Here is a 17,147-nt window from a genome sequence, read left to right as displayed (position 1 = left end):
GGCCCTGCTAAAACAGCGAAAAGCCTCACTGACGCTGGAGACGCATCCCATGAGCACCTGGCCAGACACGCGCATTCTCGACCTGCTGGGCATCGACCTGCCCATCATCCAGGCCCCCATGGCGGGCGCGACCACCACCGCCATGGTGATTGCCGCCAGCCAGGCCGGCGCACTGGGGTCCATGCCTGCGGCTGCGCTGAGCATCGAGCAACTGAGTGAAGCGTTGACCACCATCCGCCAAGCCGGCACCCGCCCCGTCAATGTCAACTTTTTCTGCCACCAGGCGCCGGACGCGAACGAGGAACACGAGCGCCGCTGGAAAGCGTTGCTCGAACCCTACTATCGCGAGCTGGGCGCCGATTTTGATGCGCCAACCCCGGTCTCCAATCGTGCCCCCTTCAATGAAGCGGCGTGTGAAGTGATCGAAACCTTGCGCCCTGAAGTCGTCAGCTTTCACTTTGGCCTGCCGGAAAAAGCCTTGCTGGACCGGGTAAAAGCCACCGGCGCCAAGGTGCTGTCGTCGGCCACGACGGTCGAGGAGGCGGTCTGGCTGGAACAACACGGCTGTGATGCGATTATCGCAATGGGCATCGAGGCCGGCGGGCACCGCGGTATGTTCCTCAGTGCCGACCTCAACAGTCAGATCGGCTTGATGGCGCTGCTGCCGCAAGTCGTCGATGCCGTCGGCGTGCCGGTGATTGCCGCTGGAGGTATCGCGGATTCGCGCGGGATGCTCGCCGCGTTTGCCCTGGGCGCCTCGGCGGTGCAGATCGGCACGGCGTACCTGTTCACCCCCGAAGCCAGTGTCAGCGCTTCCCACTACCATGCCTTGCGGCATGCCCAGGCCAGCGAAACGGCCCTCACCAACCTGTTCACCGGTCGCCCGGCGCGGGGCATTGTCAATCGCGTGATGCGCGAGCTGGGCGCGATCAACGCAGCCGCGCCAGCGTTTCCACGGGCCGGTGGCGCATTGCTGCCTCTGAAGGCCAGGGACGAAGCGGGCTTCAGCAACCTGTGGGCCGGCCAGTCCTTGCGTCTGGGTAACGACCGCTCAACGTATGACCTGACCCGCGACCTGGCTGAGCAGACATTGGCCAAGCTGCGCTAGGCCTGTCGGCACACGGCGCAACTTCGCACTGTACCGGCACCGGGTAACCGCTATATATTCCCGTACATAGCGGTAACAAGCCGTACACCCTCAAGGAGTTGCTTCATGATGATCCGCGCCGCGCGCCTGGCCCCCCTGCTTGCCATCTTCGCCCTGGGTTCGGCGCAGGCCGATGAGGTACAAGTGGCCGTCGCCGCCAACTTTACCGCGCCCATCCAGGCGATTGCCGCCGACTTCAAGAAAGACACCGGTCACACGCTGGTCGCGGCCTACGGCGCCACCGGGCAGTTCTATACCCAGATCAAGAATGGCGCGCCGTTCCAGGTATTCCTCAGTGCCGACGACACGACCCCGCAAAAACTCGAGGCCGAAGGCGAGACCGTCAAGGGCTCGCGCTTTACCTACGCGGTGGGCACCCTGGCCCTGTGGTCGGCGAAAGACGGCTACGTGGATGCCCAAGGTGAAGTGCTCAAGCGCAATGCGTTCAAGCACCTGTCCATCGCCAACCCGAAAACCGCGCCGTATGGCCTGGCCGCCACTCAAGTGCTGGCCAGGGAAGGCTTGACCGACCAGGTCAGGGACAAGATCGTCGAAGGCCAGAACATCACCCAGGCCTATCAGTTCGTGTCCACCGGCAACGCCGAGTTGGGCTTCGTGGCACTGTCGCAGATTTACAAGGACGGTAAAGTCTCCAGCGGTTCGGCGTGGGTCGTGCCGTCGTCCCTGCACGACCCGATCAAGCAAGACGCGGTGATCCTCGCCAAAGGCAAGGACAGCGCCGCCGCCAAGGCCCTGGTCGACTACCTGAAAGGGCCGAAGGCCGCTGCGGTGATCAAGTCCTACGGTTATGCGCTGTAAATGCCGCTGACGAGCGCCGATTTTTCCGCGATCTGGCTGACGGTCAAACTGGCCTCGCTGACCACGGTGATCCTGCTGCTGATCGGTACGCCAATCGCCCTGTGGCTGTCGCGCACCCGTTCCTGGTGGCGCGGTCCCGTCGGTGCAATCGTTGCGTTGCCGTTGGTGCTGCCGCCCACGGTCATCGGCTTCTATTTGCTGTTGACCATGGGGCCCAATGGCTACGTCGGCCAGTTCACCCAGTGGCTGGGCCTGGGCACCCTGACCTTCAGCTTCGCCGGGCTGGTGATTGGCTCGGTGATCTACTCCATGCCCTTCGTGGTGCAACCGTTGCAAAACGCGTTCGCGGCCATCGGCACGCGCCCTCTGGAAGTGGCCGCGACCTTGCGTGCGAGTCCCTGGGACACGTTTTTCACGGTGATCCTGCCGTTGGCTCGCCCAGGTTTCATTACCGCGTCGATTCTCGGCTTCGCCCATACCGTCGGCGAGTTCGGCGTGGTGCTGATGATCGGCGGCAATATCCCGGACAAGACCCGGGTGGTCTCGGTGCAGATCTACGACCACGTCGAAGCCATGGAGTATGCCCAGGCCCACTGGCTGGCCGGCGCGATGGTGGTGTTCGCGTTCCTCGTATTGCTGGCGCTCTACTCCAGCCGTAAAACCCACATGGGCTGGAGTTCTTCGCGATGATCGAGGTACGCCTGCACCTGAAGTACACAGGCTTCGCGCTGGACGTGGAACTGCAATTGCCGGGCCGTGGCGTAACCGCTCTTTACGGCCCTTCCGGCTCCGGCAAGACCACCTGCCTGCGCTGTATCGCCGGCCTGGAGCGCGCCGATGACGGATTTGTGCAGATCAACGACGAGGTCTGGCAAGACAGCCGTAACGGGCTGTTCGTGCCGCCGCACAAACGCGCCCTGGGCTACGTTTTCCAGGAGGCGAGCCTGTTTCCCCATCTGTCGGTGCAGGCCAATCTGGCGTTCGGCCTCAAGCGCATCCCACGTGCGCAGCGGCGCGTGGACATGGCCCAGGCCACTGAGCTGCTGGGTATCGCTCACCTGCTTGCGCGCGACCCGCAGCACCTGTCCGGTGGTGAGCGCCAGCGCGTCGGCATCGCTCGCGCCCTGCTCACCAGTCCCCGCTTGCTGCTGATGGATGAACCCCTGGCGGCCCTCGACAGCCAGCGCAAAAACGAAATCCTGCCTTACCTCGAACGCCTGCACGACGAACTGGATATTCCGGTGCTGTACGTCAGCCATGCCCGGGACGAAGTCGCGCGCCTGGCCGATCACCTCGTCTTGCTCGACGACGGCAAGGCCCTGGCCAGCGGACCTATCGGCGAAACCCTGGCGCGGCTCGATCTGCCCCTGGCACTGGGCGACGATGCCGGTGTGGTCGTCACTGGCCGCGTGATTGCCTATGACGAGCACTACCAACTGCTCACCCTGCAACTGCCCGATTGCCTCTTGCAGATACGTGTGGCCCACACGCCGATGGCTTTGGGCACACAGCTGCGGGTGAAGATTCAGGCACGTGACGTAAGCCTCAGCCACCAGGCGCAAGCGCACAGCAGTATCCTCAACCGCCTGCCGGTGACCGTCATCCAGGACGTCGCGGCGGATAACAGCGCCCATGCACTGGTGCGCCTGGATGCCGCCGGCACGCCGTTGCTGGCGCGCATCACGCGGTTCTCCCGCGACCAGCTGAATGTGCAGCCGGGGCAAGTGCTGTGGGCGCACATCAAGGCGGTGGCGGTGCTCGCCTAAACCATTTGGCACGACCGCAGGGCGACGCGGTCAATCAGACATACCGGCCTGATCCATTGCCAAGGAACCCGCACCATGCACGACTCTTCGCTGCCCGCCGATCTGCCCCGCGACCTGCATTACGTTGACGACAGCCAACCCGGAATCCGCCGCAAAAAGCTGCGCGGCAAGGTCCATTATTTCGCTCCCGATGGCGAGCGCATCACCGATGCCGATGAGATCAAGCGCCTGAATGCGCTGGCGGTGCCGCCCGCCTACACCGATGTGTGGATCTGCGCCGACCCGCGTGGCCACCTGCAAGCCACCGGCCGCGACGCCCGTGGTCGCAAGCAGTACCGCTACCATGCGCGCTGGCGTGAGGTGCGCGACAGCGACAAGTACGCGCGGCTGCAGGCGTTCGGCGCTGCCTTGCCCAAGTTGCGCAAACAATTGGAAGCACAGATCGCCCAGCCCGGGTTCACCCGCGAAAAGGTGCTGGCCACGGTGGTGATGTTGCTTGATGCCACGCTGATCCGCGTCGGCAATACCCAGTACGCCCGCGACAACAAATCCTACGGCCTGACCACCCTGCGCAACCGTCACGTGGACATCAAAGGCAGCGAGATAAAATTCCAGTTTCGCGGCAAGAGCGGCGTGGAGCATCAAATCAGCGTCAAGGACCGGCGTCTGGCCAGCGTGGTCAAACGCTGCATGGAACTGCCCGGGCAGAACCTGTTCCAGTACCTGGACGAAAACGGCGAGCGCCATACCGTCAGCTCCCAGGACGTCAACGCGTACCTGCATAGCCTGACGGGCGAGGATTTCACCGCCAAGGACTACCGCACCTGGGCCGGCACGGCCATGGCGCTGGCGGTGTTGCGCGAATTGGCGTGGCAACCGGAGTCCGACGCCAAGCGCCATGTGGTGGCGATGGTCAAGGACGTCGCGAGGCAACTGGGCAATACGCCGGCGGTGTGTCGCAAGTGCTATATCCACCCGGCGGTGCTCGAACATTTCAGCCTGGGTGAGCTGTCCAAGCTGCCCAAGCCACGGGTGCGCAAGGGCCTCAAAGCCGAAGAAGTCGCCTTGGCGATGTTCCTTGAGCAACTGGTCGCGGACTTGCCCAAGCCAGCCAAGGTGGGTTAGCCTCCAAATCCCTTCTGACTCTCGGGACGGTTGCCGACGTGAACAACTAAGCCTTCCAAAAATGCCTCTGCAACGAGCCGCCTGGCGCGCTTGTTGGCCTGTTCGACATTTTCCTGGAGGTGCTGATGACTCACGTCAACCGGCTGCCCGCATTGATTTCCCTGCAACACCTGTGTTTCCAGTTCGCCAATGGCGACACCGTGCTGGAGGACCTCACCTTGTCCATCGACCAGACGCCCACCGGGATCGTCGGGCGCAACGGGCGCGGCAAAAGTATCCTGGCGCAATTGATGGCCGGCATCCTGCAGCCTTCCTCCGGTACGCTGAAGGCACCGGCCCATGTGGTGTACGTGCCCCAGACCGTGGTGGTGCGGCCCGGTGCGACCGTCGCCGATCTGACCGGTACCGCCCAATGCCTGGCCGCCCTTGAACGCATGATTCAGGGCGTGGGTCTGGCCGGTGACCTGGAGCTGATCGATGAGCGCTGGGACCTTGCCGAACGCCTGCGTACGGCCCTGGATACGGCAGGTTTGCCATCGCTCAGCGCCGCTTCGCAGGTTGATCGGCTCAGCGGTGGCCAATTGGCCAGGGTCGCACTGATCGGCGCATGGCTGGCGGCGCCGCAGTTGTTGATCCTCGACGAGCCCAGCAACCACCTCGACAGTTGCGGGCGTGCCTGGCTGCTGCAGCAATTGGCTGCCTGGCGCGGTGGCCTGGTGGTGGTCAGCCATGATCGGCAGCTGCTCAACACCATGGGCCGGATTATCGAACTGTCGCCCCTCGGTGTGCAGGCTTACGGCGGCAACTACGTCGCCTATCTTGAGCAACGCGACGCCCAACAGCAGGCGGCTACCGCAGCGTGGGAATACGCCCGCGAGCAGCGCAGCCGCGAACGTCAACGCTTGCAAAAGGCCCATGACAGCCTGCAGCGCCACGCGGCGCACTCACGCAAACAGGCCGAGACCGCCAACGTCGACCGGTTTACCAGGGCGCGCTGGAAAAGCACGGCCACGCAAATCGTCAGCGCCCGGGGCAGCGCCCATCGCGATCACAAAGACGCACTCGACGCGCAGGTGCGCCAGGCCTACGAGCGTGTGGTGGACGAGACGCCGACCTTGCTGACCTTACCCGGTTCGGCGCTGGCCAACGGTCGCCAGGTGGTCAGCCTGCAACAGGCGCAGTTGCCCTGGCTGGATCCGCGTGCACCGTCAACCTATCTGAGCCTGGACCTGACCGGGCCTGTGCGCGTGGCGGTGCGCGGGCCGAACGGTTGCGGTAAATCCAGCTTGCTCAAGTTGCTTGCCGGGCAATGGCACGCCGTCAGTGGCACGTGCGCGGTCTCGGTGCCCTGCGCCTATATCGACCAGCACCTGACGCAGCTGGACGACCAGCGCAGTATCGTCGATCAGCTCAACCTGCTCGACACGCCGCTGGTCGAAGGCGAACTGCGTACGCGCCTGGCCTTGCTGCAACTGGATGCCTTGCGCGTGACCCGACCCGCGGGGCAACTCAGCGGTGGCGAGCGGTTGAAAGCGGCGATGGCGATCGCTTTGTGGCGCGCAACACCGGCGCAACTGTTGCTGCTCGACGAGCCGACCAATCACCTGGACCTGGAGACGGTGATGGCCTTTGAACAGGCCTTGAAGGGCTTTACCGGCGCGCTGGTGGCGGTGTCCCACGATGAAGCGTTCCTGCAGGCGATCCAACCCAGCCATTACCTGAGCTGGTACAGCAGCGGGTGGCGCCTGGAGCCTGTGTGATCTGATTGCACGCAGTCGCAAAGCGTCCTAGGGTAGTGGCCGGATAATCTCACTGGAAACCGGCCGATGCTGCCTTCGCCCCTCAAGCCCTCCGCCAATGCTGCCCTCGCCCATCGACAACGCTGGCGTGGACGCGTGGGCTTGCTGCTGGTGGCCGGTTTGTCGGTACTCGCCGGCATGACCGATGCCATTGGTTTCATGGCCAGCGGCGATTTTGTCTCGTTCATGAGCGGCAACACCACGCGCCTGGCGGTCGCGATCAGTGCAGGCGACGGGGGGCTTACCGCGCGCCTGGTATTGCTGGTTGCCACCTTCATCATCGGCAACGCGCTGGGGGTTATCGTCAGCCGCTTGAGCAAGCGCCACGCGCTGCCCTTGCTGCTCAGCATCGGCGCCCTGCTCTGCGGTGCGGCACTGCTGCCCTGGTCCGATACGCTGCCCGCTCTGTTGGCGGCGATTATCGCCATGGGCATGCTTAACGCGGCCGTCGAGCAAGTCAATGGCGTGCCGGTGGGGCTCACCTATGTCACCGGGGCGCTCTCACGCTTTGGTCGCGGGCTGGGCCGCTGGCTGATGGGCGAACGCCGCAATGGCTGGCGCATGCAGTTGATCCCGTGGGCAGGGATGTTTGTCGGCGCGGTGATCGGGGCGCTGCTGGAACAGCAGATCGGGCTGCGCGCACTCTGGGTCAGTGGCGCATTGGCAGGGTCACTGGGCCTGGCGACCCTGGCGATTCCCCGGCGCTGGCAGCTGGGCTTCATGCCACGCTGAACACCAGGGTTTGGAAAAGAGGTGCCCGCCCGACGTTTCGGCCTCGACATCCGTGTACCGGTAAAGAGCCATCACGTCGGGCGAGCCGGTGAATAATAGGCCAATGCCCGACGGCTGTCCCGCCGGGCGTTTCCGAATATGACTAAGGCAAGGTATTACAGACAAGTGGCAAGCGCAGCCAGACGGCGTTTGGCGGGCATCGTGTCCTCCGCGGCGTAATACTTGACGCTAGAACCCGCACCCGTGCTCTGTACATCCGCAAAGTAGTCACCGCCCGTGGTGTATACCGTAAAGCCTCCCGCCTCGGTGGCTTCCTTGAAGCCGCCGGCATCGATGCCGAACACGCTTTCGTCCTGCCAGCCGTACTGGATGCATTGGGCGACCACCAGGGTGGCCTTGTCCGACGCCATGGTCTTGTACGGGCTGCCCGCACGTGCCTCCTTCATCTTCGAACCCGCGCAGCCGGCCAGCGTCGCCAGTACCAATGCGCCTATCACCACTTTGTGCATGCCTGTGCTTCCTTGGGAAAACCGTGACTCTACCATTGCGCCGCCGCCAACTGACGCGCCCATGAACTTTGTTTCACTGTAAAGGCAAAGCCGGCGTCTTATAGTGGCCACGCTCATTTTTAGAAGTCTCCCTTCTGCCCGCCCTCCCGCGGGCTTTTTTTCGCCTGCGGTTCACAACCACCAGCGCAGCAGATAGAACAGCGCCATGCTCGACAGCACGGTGACCAGCACACTGCGCGTGCACAGCATCAACCCCACGGCGCACACTCCGGCCAGCAAGTAGGGATTGCTAAGGCTCAGGTCGAGCTGGTGGTCTTTGATGAAAATAATCGGCCCGCAAATCGCGGTGAGCATGCCCGGTACGGCAAACCCGAGGAACTCACGCGTGCCCCGATTGAGCCGTACCGGCAGGCGCGGCTCGATAAACAGGTAGCGATTGAAAAACACCACCAGCGCCATCGCCACAATCATCAGGTAGATCATCGCTGCCCTACTCCCAGGCGCTTGCAGGCGAACCCTGCGCTCATCCCCAATACGCCCGAGACCACCACCGCCGATTCCCAGTTCAGGTAACTCAGCCATACCGAACACAACAGGGAGACGGCGACGCAGACCACCGTCGGCACGTCGCGCACCACCGGCGTGATCAGGGCGATAAAGGTCGCGGCAATCGAAAACTCCAGCCCCAGCTGGTCCAGGCCGGGAATACTTTTGCCCAGGACAATGCCGGCCAGGGTGAACAGGTTCCAGATGATATAAAACGTCAGGCCGACACCCAGGGCATACCAGCGATTGAAGGTCTGGCGGTCATAGTGATTGACCAGGGCAAAGAACTCGTCGGTCAACAGAAAACCCAGGCTCATGCGCCAGCGGGTGTTGAGCGAGGACAGTGTCGGGCGCATGTGCATGCCGTAGAGCAAATGCTGGGAGGTCAGCAGCAAGGTGGTCAGCACGATGGAGAGCAGGCTGGCGCCGCTTTTGACCATGCCGATCGCCACCAGTTGAGCCGCACCGGCAAACACGATGGCGGACAGGCCCTGGGCTTGCAGCGGCGTGAACTGCGCATCGATGGCCATGGAGCCGGCGAGCAACCCCCAGGGGGCACAGGCCAGGGATAACGGAATGACAGCAATGGCGCCACGTATGAACGCGTCACGAGGGAGGGCAGCAGGCATGGACTGGGCTCATCGACAAACAGTCGGCAAGCATGCAGCGCACTCGGGCGCTTGTCTTGAACGATCTTGCTCAGGCCAGTTTTACCGAAACCATCTCCACCGAATCGCGCGCTTCGCGCAGTTCGCAGGCGTCCTGATTCAACCGGTGAATGCTGTTGAGCAGGCGCTGGCGCAGCACTTCATCGCCGAGCTTTTCGACGGCACGCATGAGATCGAACGCCGCGGTTTCGTTATTTTCCGCGATGGAATCCAGGGTTTTGCGCAGGTTACGAGTGGCTCGGGTCACGCGGGAGCTTCCTTCATCAGCAATGGGCGGGCACTTTAGGACATTCGTGTTTCAGTTTAATTTCAATCACTTGTGGTCGATCATCGGGCAGTTGATCCACGTCAACCGAAATCAGGATTTGACTTACATGGCCGTTTATCCGCAATGCTGTTCAAATGCCTGGCCGATGCCGGCCGAGCACGGCTGACGCTATTAATCCTGCGCGAGCGCGAACTTTACGTAGGCGAACTGATCCATGCCTTGGATGACAGCCGGCCCTGCCTGCAGAACGACGCATTGCGTCTGCAGGCAATGGGCGACAGACCACAACGGGCCAGCACCTGCTGCTGAGCCATCGGAGCGTTAATTCATGCTTGTCGCAATTGCGATTTTCCTTGTCACCATCGTGCTGGTCATCTGGCAACCCAAGGGCCTGGGCGTCGGCTGGAGCGCCAGCCTGGGCGCGATCCTGGCCCTGGCATGCGGGGTAATCAGCCTGGCGGATATTCCGGTGGTGTGGCACATCATCTGGAACGCCACCGGTACCTTTGTCGCCTTGATCATCATCAGCCTGTTGCTGGATGAAGCCGGCTTCTTTGCCTGGACCGCGCTGCATGTGGCGCGCTGGGGGCGTGGCCGGGGCCGGCGCCTGTTTGCCTACATGGTGCTGCTCGGCGCACTGGTGTCGGCACTGTTCGCCAATGACGGCGCGGCGTTGATCCTCACCCCGATTGTGATGTCGATGCTGCTGGCCCTGCGCTTTTCTCCGGCGGCGACGCTGGCATTCGTCATGGGCGCAGGCTTTATCGCCGACACGGCGAGCCTGCCGCTGGTGGTGTCGAACCTGGTGAACATCGTCTCGGCGGATTATTTCAAGATCGGCTTCAACGAATATGCCGCGGTGATGGTGCCGGTGAACCTGGTCAGCGTCGCCGCGACCCTGGCGGTGCTGCTGTGGTTTTTCCGCCGTGATATTCCGCAGACCTACGACCCGGCCGACCTGGAACAACCCGACAGTGCCATCCACGACCGTGCGACTTTTCGTGCCGGCTGGTGGGTGCTGGGTATTCTGCTGGTAGGCTGCTTCGCGCTGGAACCGCTGGGCATTCCCATCAGCGCGATTTCCGCGGTGTGCGCCGTGCTGTTGCTGGTGATCGCCGCCAAGGGCCACAAAATCTCCACGCGCAAAGTCTTGAAAGACGCGCCATGGCAGATCGTGGTCTTTTCCCTGGGCATGTACCTGGTGGTGTACGGCTTGCGTAACGCCGGCCTGACCGATTACCTCGCCACCTGGCTCGACACCTTCGCCAGCTATGGCGTGTGGGGCGCGGCCCTGGGCACCGGCGTGCTGACCGCGTTGTTGTCCTCGGCGATGAACAACCTGCCAACGGTGTTGATCGGCGCGCTGTCCATCGAGTCCAGCCATGCCGTGGGCGTGATCAAGGACGCGATGATCTACGCCAACGTGATCGGCAGCGACCTGGGCCCGAAAATCACCCCTATCGGCAGCCTCGCCACTCTGCTGTGGCTGCACATCCTGGCGCGCAAGGGCATCACCATCACTTGGGGCTACTACTTCAAGGTCGGGATTGTGCTGACTGTGCCGGTGCTGTTGATCACCCTCGCCGCCCTGGCCTTGCGCCTGAGTTTCTAAGGAATGCCGTGATGAAAGTTCTGTTCATGTGTACCGCCAACAGCTGTCGCAGCATTTTGTCCGAGGCGGTGTTCAACCATCTGGCACCGCCGGGTTTCGAGGCGATCAGCTCAGGCAGTTTTCCCAAGGGCCAGGTACTGCCGCGCAGCCTGAGTACGCTGCAAGCGGCAGGCATCAGCACCGACGGCTTGTACAGCAAGGGCAATGAGGCGTTCGAAGGCAGCCCGCCGGACGTGGTAATCACCGTGTGCGACAAGGCTGCGGGTGAAGCCTGCCCAGTGTATTTCGGACCTTGCGTGAAAACCCACTGGGGCCTGGAGGACCCGTCAGATGTTAAGGGGGATGAGGCCAGCGTGGAGGCCGCGTTCCAGAAAACGCTGGCGATCATCATCAGCCGTTGCCAGGCTTTTTTCCATTTGCCGTTTGCAACTATCAGTCCCGCCCAATTGAAGATCGAACTGGACCGCATCGCTTCCTAACCGACCGGTGTCCATGTCGAAGACGATCAAAACTGTGGGAGGGGGCTTGCTCCCGATAGCGGTGCCTCAGGTACACCTATTTGACTGATATGCCTCTATCGGGAGCAAGCCCCCTCCCACACAGTGCCGGTACTCGTTCAGAGCGTCCTATTACAGCACGCGATATTTGAAGTTAAATGAGCGCACACTTATCTGAACCAACTCTGAATACCCGATCATTTAATTAACCATGCGTTGACATTCTGTAACTGCCTGAGTAAATTGCCCCTGCCCGCCACAGGGGCCTTTTTTAAACCTCACAAAAGAAGCCAATGGACACAGTATCTAGTCGCTGTCCGAGCACCGCCTCAGCGGGCGTCGGGCGCCAAACCCAGAACATGACGGGACTCGCCTTCCAGGCCCGGTAAGCTGCGCTAGAGCTTGATGCTCCACCGTAACTGCCTCGCCGGTCGCGTGTCCGGTCCCGAGGTGTGTTATGACCTTCCAAACCCATGTTTTACTTGATGTACGCACCCTTGCCGCCGCCCTGCGCACCAAGCAGTGCCGTGCGCCCGCAGGCTTGCCCCCTGCCCCCGCAGCGTTTGTTTCATCCTCCCTGCAAGTGCGCCCGGCCCGCCCGCTGGGCCATTGGCGTGCCTGCCCGCAAAGCGGCCAGTGGGTGCAGCACCCGGATCACGCCGACCCTCAGGACCCGCAAAGACCCAGCGTTTCCAGCCTGGCCCGCACGGGCGTGATGCTCGGTTCTTACGTGAGCGCTCGCGCCGCCTGACCTGACTGGAAACAGTAACTTTCTTATTGATGCACTGGAGTTCCTTGTGAACTTATCCAGTCGTGAATTGCTGCGCGCACGTTAATAAACGCGTGCTCAGCATTTACGGTAAGTGATTATCCAGATCTTATTTAAACCGATCGCGAAGTTCGCGGCTCGGCATGCTTTCGCTCGCCTGTAAACAGGCAAGTAACGGGTATGTTTTGTCGAGAGTTGGCGACAGGAGTACACACCATGAGCGTCGTAAAAAACACGCCACTGCCGCAGAAAAAAGGCATCGACGACAACACCAGATTGTCGATGCGCGCCGCCCGCGAAGCCCGCAACGGCCTGTCGGCCACCCTGGCCAACGTACGCGCCACCCAGGATGGCCTGACCGAACTGGACGCCTCGGCGCGCCTGCACCGCGAAGGCTACAACGAAGTGGCCCATGACAAGCCGCCTCACGCCCTCGTCCAGTTCCTGCAGGCACTGAACAATCCTTTCATCTACGTATTGCTGACCCTGGGCGGCATCAGTTTCATCACCGATTGCTGGCTGCCGATGCAGGACGGCGAAGAAGCCGACCCTACCAAGGTCATCATTATCATGACCATGGTGCTGCTCAGCAGCCTGCTGCGTTTCTGGCAGGAACACCGCTCGGCCAAGTCCGCCGAGGCGCTCAAGGCGATGGTGCGCACCACCGCCACGGTGCTGCGTCGCGAACAGGTGGGCGCCCGGCCGACCCTGCGCGAAGTGCCGATGCGCGAGCTGGTCGCCGGCGACATCGTGCACCTGTCGGCCGGCGACATGATCCCCGCCGACATCCGCCTGATCGAATCCCGCGACCTGTTTATCAGCCAGGCGGTGCTCACCGGTGAAGCCTTGCCGGTGGAAAAATACGACACCCTCGGCGATGTCACGCAAAAGTCCGCGTCCCCACTGCCTGCCGACCAGGGCAACCTGCTCGACCTGCCGAACATCTGCTTCATGGGCACCAATGTGGTCAGCGGCCGGGCCAAGGCCGTGGTGGTCGCCACCGGGCCGCGCACCTACTTCGGCTCGCTGGCCAAGGCGATTGTCGGCTCAAGGGTACAGACCGCGTTCGACCGTGGCGTGAACAGCGTCAGCTGGTTGCTGATCCGCTTCATGCTGGTGATGGTGCCGATTGTGTTCTTCCTCAACGGTTTCTCCAAAGGTGATTGGGGCGATGCCTTCCTGTTCGCCCTCGCCGTTGCGGTAGGCCTCACCCCGGAAATGCTGCCGATGATCGTCAGCGCCAACCTGGCCAAAGGCGCCACGGCCATGGCCAGGCGCAAAGTTGTGGTCAAGCGCCTCAATGCGATCCAGAACTTCGGCTCGATGGATGTGCTGTGCACCGACAAGACCGGCACCCTGACCCAGGACAAGATCATCCTGGAGCATCACGTCAACGCCTTTGGCCAGCGCGATGATGCGGTGCTGTCCCTGGCCTGGCTCAACAGCTTTCACCAGAGCGGCATGAAGAACCTGATGGACCAGGCCGTTGTGCAGTTCGCTGCGCAGAATCCCAAGTTCGAAGTGCCGTTTGCCTACAGCAAAGTCGATGAATTGCCGTTCGATTTCGTCCGCCGGCGCCTGTCGATCATGGTCAAGGACGCCGCCGGCGATCATCTGCTGGTGTGCAAGGGCGCCGTGGAAGAGATGCTGAGCATTTCCACCCACGCCCTGGAAAACGGCGCCGCCGTACCGCTGGATGAGCGCCGCCGCGAGCAGTTGCTGGCGATCGCCAATGACTACAACGAAGACGGCTTTCGCGTGCTGGTCGTCGCCACCCGCACCATCCCTGCAGCGCTGGCGCGCCAGCAGTACACCACCGCCGATGAACGCAATCTGGTGATCCATGGTTTCCTGACGTTCCTTGATCCACCAAAGGAAACGGCCGGCCCGGCGATTGCCGCGCTGCAACAGATCGGTGTGGCGGTCAAAGTGCTGACCGGCGACAACGCGGTCGTGACCAGCAAGATCTGCCGCCAGGTCGGCCTCGAGCCCGGCCAACCGCTGCTGGGGCCGCAAATCGAAGCGATGGACGACGCGACGCTGCTGCGCTGCGTGGAAGAACGCACGGTGTTTGCCAAGCTCACCCCTCTGCAGAAGTCACGGGTGCTCAAGGCGCTGCAAGCCAACGGCCACACCGTCGGTTTCCTCGGCGACGGGATCAACGATGCGCCGGCCCTGCGCGATGCCGACGTGGGTATTTCGGTGGACAGCGGCACCGATATCGCCAAGGAATCGGCCGATATCATCCTGCTGGAAAAGAGCTTGATGGTGCTCGAAGAAGGCGTGCTCAAAGGCCGCGAGACCTTCGGCAATATCATGAAGTACCTGAACATGACCGCCAGTTCCAACTTTGGCAACGTGTTCTCGGTGCTGGTGGCCAGTGCGTTCATTCCGTTCATGCCGATGCTGGCGATTCACCTGTTGCTGCAAAACCTGATGTACGACATCTCCCAACTGGCCCTGCCGTGGGACAAGATGGACAAGGAATACCTGGCCAAGCCGCGCAAGTGGGACGCGAAAAACATCGGTCGCTTCATGATCTGGATCGGGCCGACCTCGTCGATCTTCGACATCACCACCTTTGCCCTGATGTGGTACGTGTTCTCGGCCAACAGCGTGGAAATGCAGACCCTGTTCCAGTCCGGCTGGTTTATCGAGGGCCTGCTCTCGCAAACCCTGGTGGTGCATATGCTGCGCACCCGCAAGATCCCGTTCTTCCAGAGCACGGCCGCCTGGCCGGTGTTGATGATGACCGGCATCGTCATTGCCCTGGGCATCTACGTACCGTTCTCGCCCCTGGGCACCCTGGTGGGCCTGCAACCGCTGCCGCTGGCGTACTTCCCATGGCTGGTGGGCACCCTGCTCGCCTACTGCTGCGTCGCCCAACTGATGAAGACGATTTACATCCGCCGCTTCAAGCAGTGGTACTGACCCCCTCCGTTCAAACGGTGAAGGTCGCCCGACCCTCACCGTGCAACACAAGGATTTACTCATGCGCGTGTTGATCTGTGCAGGTCGGCATTACGCCGACAGTAAAAAGTCCCGCCAGGTGCTGGACGCTTACCACCGCCTGCGCCCGGTGCAGGTGCTGATCCATGGCGGCAACCAGTTCCTGGGCAGCGACATCGAGGAATGGGCCCGCGAAAACGCGATTGACGTGGTGCGCTATCCGCCGAATTGGCAACGCCACGGCAAGCAGGCGGAACGCCAGCGCAACCACTTCATGCTGGCCGACAGCCGCCCCGACGTGATCATCGCCCTGCCGGGTGGTGACGACACCTCGGAGCTGGTCTGCCAGGCCAAAGCCAGCGGCATTTCGGTGCTGAGCGTAGAAAGCTGAAATTCAAGCGAGGTGCATCATGCACAACCATCACAAGCCAAAGCAGGCGGACGGGTTTGCCAAATACCGCGCGCGTCACTCGCGCAGTGTGCGTCCTACCCTGCTGCTGTTGCCGCCGGCCAACCGCCGTGCGTTGCAGCGCAATCTGATATTCATCGGGGTGAGCCTGGGTGTCGTCCTGCTCATGGTGTTTTTTGCGAAGGCTCATGCGGCAGGCGGCGCCTATGTGGTGGACGATGGCGCCATCAATGCCCCTGGCGAATGTAATGTCGACGCCTGGTACACCGCCAACCGGCACGCCGGCGCTACACATAACCAAACCGTGTCGCCGGCCTGTACGTTCAACGAGATGCCCTCGGTGCAGTGGGGAACGGCATTGTCGCGCGCTACTGCCGAGGGCAAAGGCGAAACTCAAGTCAGCCCGCAAATAAAGGTACAGGTGCTGTCGCGAGACGATTGGGGGCTCGAACTGGCGATTGCCGCCGGGGCGCACTTTGCCCTGGACAGACAGCACACATTCGATGGCGCTGACTTCAACCTGCCGTTGACGTGGCAAGCCCTGGACGCTTTACGCCTGAATCTGAATGCCGGCTGGAATCATGCCTACAACGACGGGGACCAGCAGCAGCGCCTGACCTGGGGCGCGGGGTTTGAATATCGCGTGGCAGAGGTCCTCACGCTGCTCGCCGAGCGCTACGGCCAGGAAGGCGGCGATCAGGCCTGGCAGGCCGGACCGCGATTCCACGTCGGCGAGTCTGTCGACGTGGACCTGGTGCTCGGGCGCAGCCTGATCGGCGAGCGTAACCAGTGGCTGACCACGGCGGCAACGCTGAGGTTTTAGGCCTTGGCCTGCTGCTCAAGGTGCAATTGCAACTGCGGATCGATGTGCAGTTGCCCCGCCAGGTCGTCCAGGTAATTGCGCTCTGCATCCTGTTGGTCATCGACCAACAGGACACTGGCCAGATACACCTCGGCCGCCACCGCCGGGTCTGCGGCAAACTCGGCGAAATCCGCAGCATCCAGCGGCTTGGCGACTTCAGCGTCGAGCCACTCCTGCAATTGCGGGTCGTCAGTATGCTTGCCCAGCTCATTGGAAATCAGCTGCTGCTCTTTTTCATCAATGTGGCCATCGGCCTTGGCGGCAGCGATCAGCGCGCGCAGCACTGCATGGCTGTGCGCTTCGACTTGCGCGCCCGAGAGCTGGTCGGCCGTCTGGAAAGCGGGTTGCGCCTGGCTCGCCTGCTGGCTCTGCCAGGCCTGATACGCCTTGTAGGCCATCATCCCGAGAGAAGCCAACGCGGCGTAGTTCATCCCCCCGGCGCGCCCTTGTGTTGGACGCGTAGCCGCGCCACCGCCCAGCATGCCGCCGAGCCCACCCAATAAATCGCCGAGGCCGCCGCCCGAAGCATTACCGGCGCGGTTGCCCTTGAGCAGTCCTCCAAGCACCCCGCCCAAACCGCCGCCCGAAGAAGCGCCGCCCTGCCCTGCGCCGCGCAACAGTTGTTCCAATAGATCGCCGGTATTCATGGTGTCGCCCTCCCAGGCGCTTA

At 62.4% G+C, this 17,147-nt stretch carries 19 protein-coding genes; 14 read left to right on the top strand and 5 right to left on the bottom strand.

Annotation, left to right across the window (positions count from 1 at the left end; all coding sequences use genetic code 11):
• Positions 1 to 49 precede the first annotated feature (49 nt).
• The 7 genes from PspCFBP13528_RS22190 to PspCFBP13528_RS22160 all read left to right on the top strand — a co-directional run bounded on the left by PspCFBP13528_RS22190 (position 50) and on the right by PspCFBP13528_RS22160 (position 7,388).
• Positions 50 to 1,108: a nitronate monooxygenase gene (locus tag PspCFBP13528_RS22190; protein WP_137201510.1), complete on the top strand. Its 1,059-nt coding sequence runs from the start codon at positions 50 to 52 to the stop codon at positions 1,106 to 1,108.
• 108 nt (positions 1,109 to 1,216) lie between these two features.
• Positions 1,217 to 1,966: a molybdate ABC transporter substrate-binding protein gene (gene modA, locus PspCFBP13528_RS22185; protein ID WP_241669133.1), complete on the top strand. Its 750-nt coding sequence runs from the start codon at positions 1,217 to 1,219 to the stop codon at positions 1,964 to 1,966.
• On the top strand, positions 1,967 to 2,656 hold the full coding sequence (gene modB / locus PspCFBP13528_RS22180; protein WP_137201508.1) for a molybdate ABC transporter permease subunit: 690 nt from the start codon (positions 1,967 to 1,969) through the stop codon (positions 2,654 to 2,656).
• Entirely contained in the window at positions 2,653 to 3,732 is a 1,080-nt protein-coding gene (modC, locus tag PspCFBP13528_RS22175; RefSeq protein WP_137201507.1) for a molybdenum ABC transporter ATP-binding protein, read from the top strand. Before modB ends, modC begins: the two co-directional genes overlap by 4 nt.
• 75 nt (positions 3,733 to 3,807) lie before the next feature.
• On the top strand, positions 3,808 to 4,857 hold the full coding sequence (locus PspCFBP13528_RS22170; protein WP_137201506.1) for a DNA topoisomerase IB: 1,050 nt from the start codon (positions 3,808 to 3,810) through the stop codon (positions 4,855 to 4,857).
• A 125-nt stretch (positions 4,858 to 4,982) separates the two neighbouring features.
• On the top strand, positions 4,983 to 6,617 hold the full coding sequence (locus PspCFBP13528_RS22165; RefSeq protein ID WP_137201505.1) for an ATP-binding cassette domain-containing protein: 1,635 nt from the start codon (positions 4,983 to 4,985) through the stop codon (positions 6,615 to 6,617).
• 66 nt (positions 6,618 to 6,683) lie between these two features.
• Complete coding sequence (locus PspCFBP13528_RS22160) at positions 6,684 to 7,388, top strand: YoaK family protein (RefSeq protein ID WP_065952681.1); 705 nt, start codon at positions 6,684 to 6,686, stop codon at positions 7,386 to 7,388.
• 155 nt (positions 7,389 to 7,543) lie between these two features.
• Here PspCFBP13528_RS22160 and PspCFBP13528_RS22155 read toward each other — a convergent pair whose 3' ends face one another.
• The 4 genes from PspCFBP13528_RS22155 to PspCFBP13528_RS22140 form a co-directional block, all read right to left on the bottom strand.
• Positions 7,544 to 7,897 (bottom strand): hypothetical protein, encoded by a 354-nt coding sequence (locus PspCFBP13528_RS22155; protein WP_101221045.1) that lies wholly within the window; start codon positions 7,895 to 7,897, stop codon positions 7,544 to 7,546.
• A 171-nt stretch (positions 7,898 to 8,068) separates the two neighbouring features.
• The gene (locus PspCFBP13528_RS22150; protein WP_065952679.1) at positions 8,069 to 8,380 is read right to left on the bottom strand and encodes an AzlD domain-containing protein; all 312 of its coding nucleotides are present in this window, start codon (positions 8,378 to 8,380) and stop codon (positions 8,069 to 8,071) included.
• Positions 8,377 to 9,072, bottom strand: a complete 696-nt coding sequence (locus PspCFBP13528_RS22145; RefSeq protein ID WP_137201504.1) for an AzlC family ABC transporter permease — start codon at positions 9,070 to 9,072, stop codon at positions 8,377 to 8,379. The genes PspCFBP13528_RS22150 and PspCFBP13528_RS22145 overlap by 4 nt, the downstream gene beginning before the upstream one ends.
• A gap of 70 nt (positions 9,073 to 9,142) precedes the next feature.
• Positions 9,143 to 9,358, bottom strand: coding sequence for a hypothetical protein (locus PspCFBP13528_RS22140; protein ID WP_065952677.1), 216 nt, complete (start codon positions 9,356 to 9,358; stop codon positions 9,143 to 9,145).
• 144 nt (positions 9,359 to 9,502) lie between these two features.
• On the opposite strand from PspCFBP13528_RS22140, the gene PspCFBP13528_RS22135 reads away from it, so the two are divergent.
• The 7 genes from PspCFBP13528_RS22135 (at position 9,503) to PspCFBP13528_RS22105 (ending at position 16,438) form a co-directional block, all read left to right on the top strand.
• Positions 9,503 to 9,688 (top strand): hypothetical protein, encoded by a 186-nt coding sequence (locus tag PspCFBP13528_RS22135; RefSeq protein ID WP_065952676.1) that lies wholly within the window; start codon positions 9,503 to 9,505, stop codon positions 9,686 to 9,688.
• Between the two features lie 19 nt (positions 9,689 to 9,707).
• Positions 9,708 to 10,991 carry an arsenic transporter gene (locus PspCFBP13528_RS22130; protein ID WP_137201503.1) on the top strand — a complete coding sequence of 428 codons (1,284 nt, stop codon included), beginning with the start codon at positions 9,708 to 9,710 and terminating at the stop codon, positions 10,989 to 10,991.
• An 11-nt stretch (positions 10,992 to 11,002) separates the two neighbouring features.
• Positions 11,003 to 11,470, top strand: a complete 468-nt coding sequence (locus PspCFBP13528_RS22125) for an arsenate reductase ArsC (protein WP_137201502.1) — start codon at positions 11,003 to 11,005, stop codon at positions 11,468 to 11,470.
• 475 nt (positions 11,471 to 11,945) lie between these two features.
• Positions 11,946 to 12,239: a hypothetical protein gene (locus PspCFBP13528_RS22120; RefSeq protein WP_137201501.1), complete on the top strand. Its 294-nt coding sequence runs from the start codon at positions 11,946 to 11,948 to the stop codon at positions 12,237 to 12,239.
• Between the two features lie 234 nt (positions 12,240 to 12,473).
• The gene (gene mgtA, locus PspCFBP13528_RS22115) at positions 12,474 to 15,188 is read left to right on the top strand and encodes a magnesium-translocating P-type ATPase (RefSeq protein ID WP_137201500.1); all 2,715 of its coding nucleotides are present in this window, start codon (positions 12,474 to 12,476) and stop codon (positions 15,186 to 15,188) included.
• Positions 15,189 to 15,249: 61 nt separating this feature from the next.
• The gene (locus tag PspCFBP13528_RS22110) at positions 15,250 to 15,597 is read left to right on the top strand and encodes a DUF2493 domain-containing protein (RefSeq protein WP_065952671.1); all 348 of its coding nucleotides are present in this window, start codon (positions 15,250 to 15,252) and stop codon (positions 15,595 to 15,597) included.
• 19 nt (positions 15,598 to 15,616) lie between these two features.
• Positions 15,617 to 16,438: a hypothetical protein gene (locus PspCFBP13528_RS22105; protein WP_137201499.1), complete on the top strand. Its 822-nt coding sequence runs from the start codon at positions 15,617 to 15,619 to the stop codon at positions 16,436 to 16,438.
• Here PspCFBP13528_RS22105 and PspCFBP13528_RS22100 read toward each other — a convergent pair.
• The gene (locus PspCFBP13528_RS22100) at positions 16,435 to 17,124 is read right to left on the bottom strand and encodes a tellurite resistance TerB family protein (protein ID WP_065952669.1); all 690 of its coding nucleotides are present in this window, start codon (positions 17,122 to 17,124) and stop codon (positions 16,435 to 16,437) included. The genes PspCFBP13528_RS22105 and PspCFBP13528_RS22100 overlap by 4 nt on opposite strands.
• Positions 17,125 to 17,147: the final 23 nt, after the last annotated feature.

It is taken from the genome of Pseudomonas sp. CFBP13528, from assembly GCF_005233615.1.
GTDB lineage: Bacteria > Pseudomonadota > Gammaproteobacteria > Pseudomonadales > Pseudomonadaceae > Aquipseudomonas > Aquipseudomonas fluorescens_AM.
This window is presented reverse-complemented; position numbering and strand designations above follow the sequence as displayed.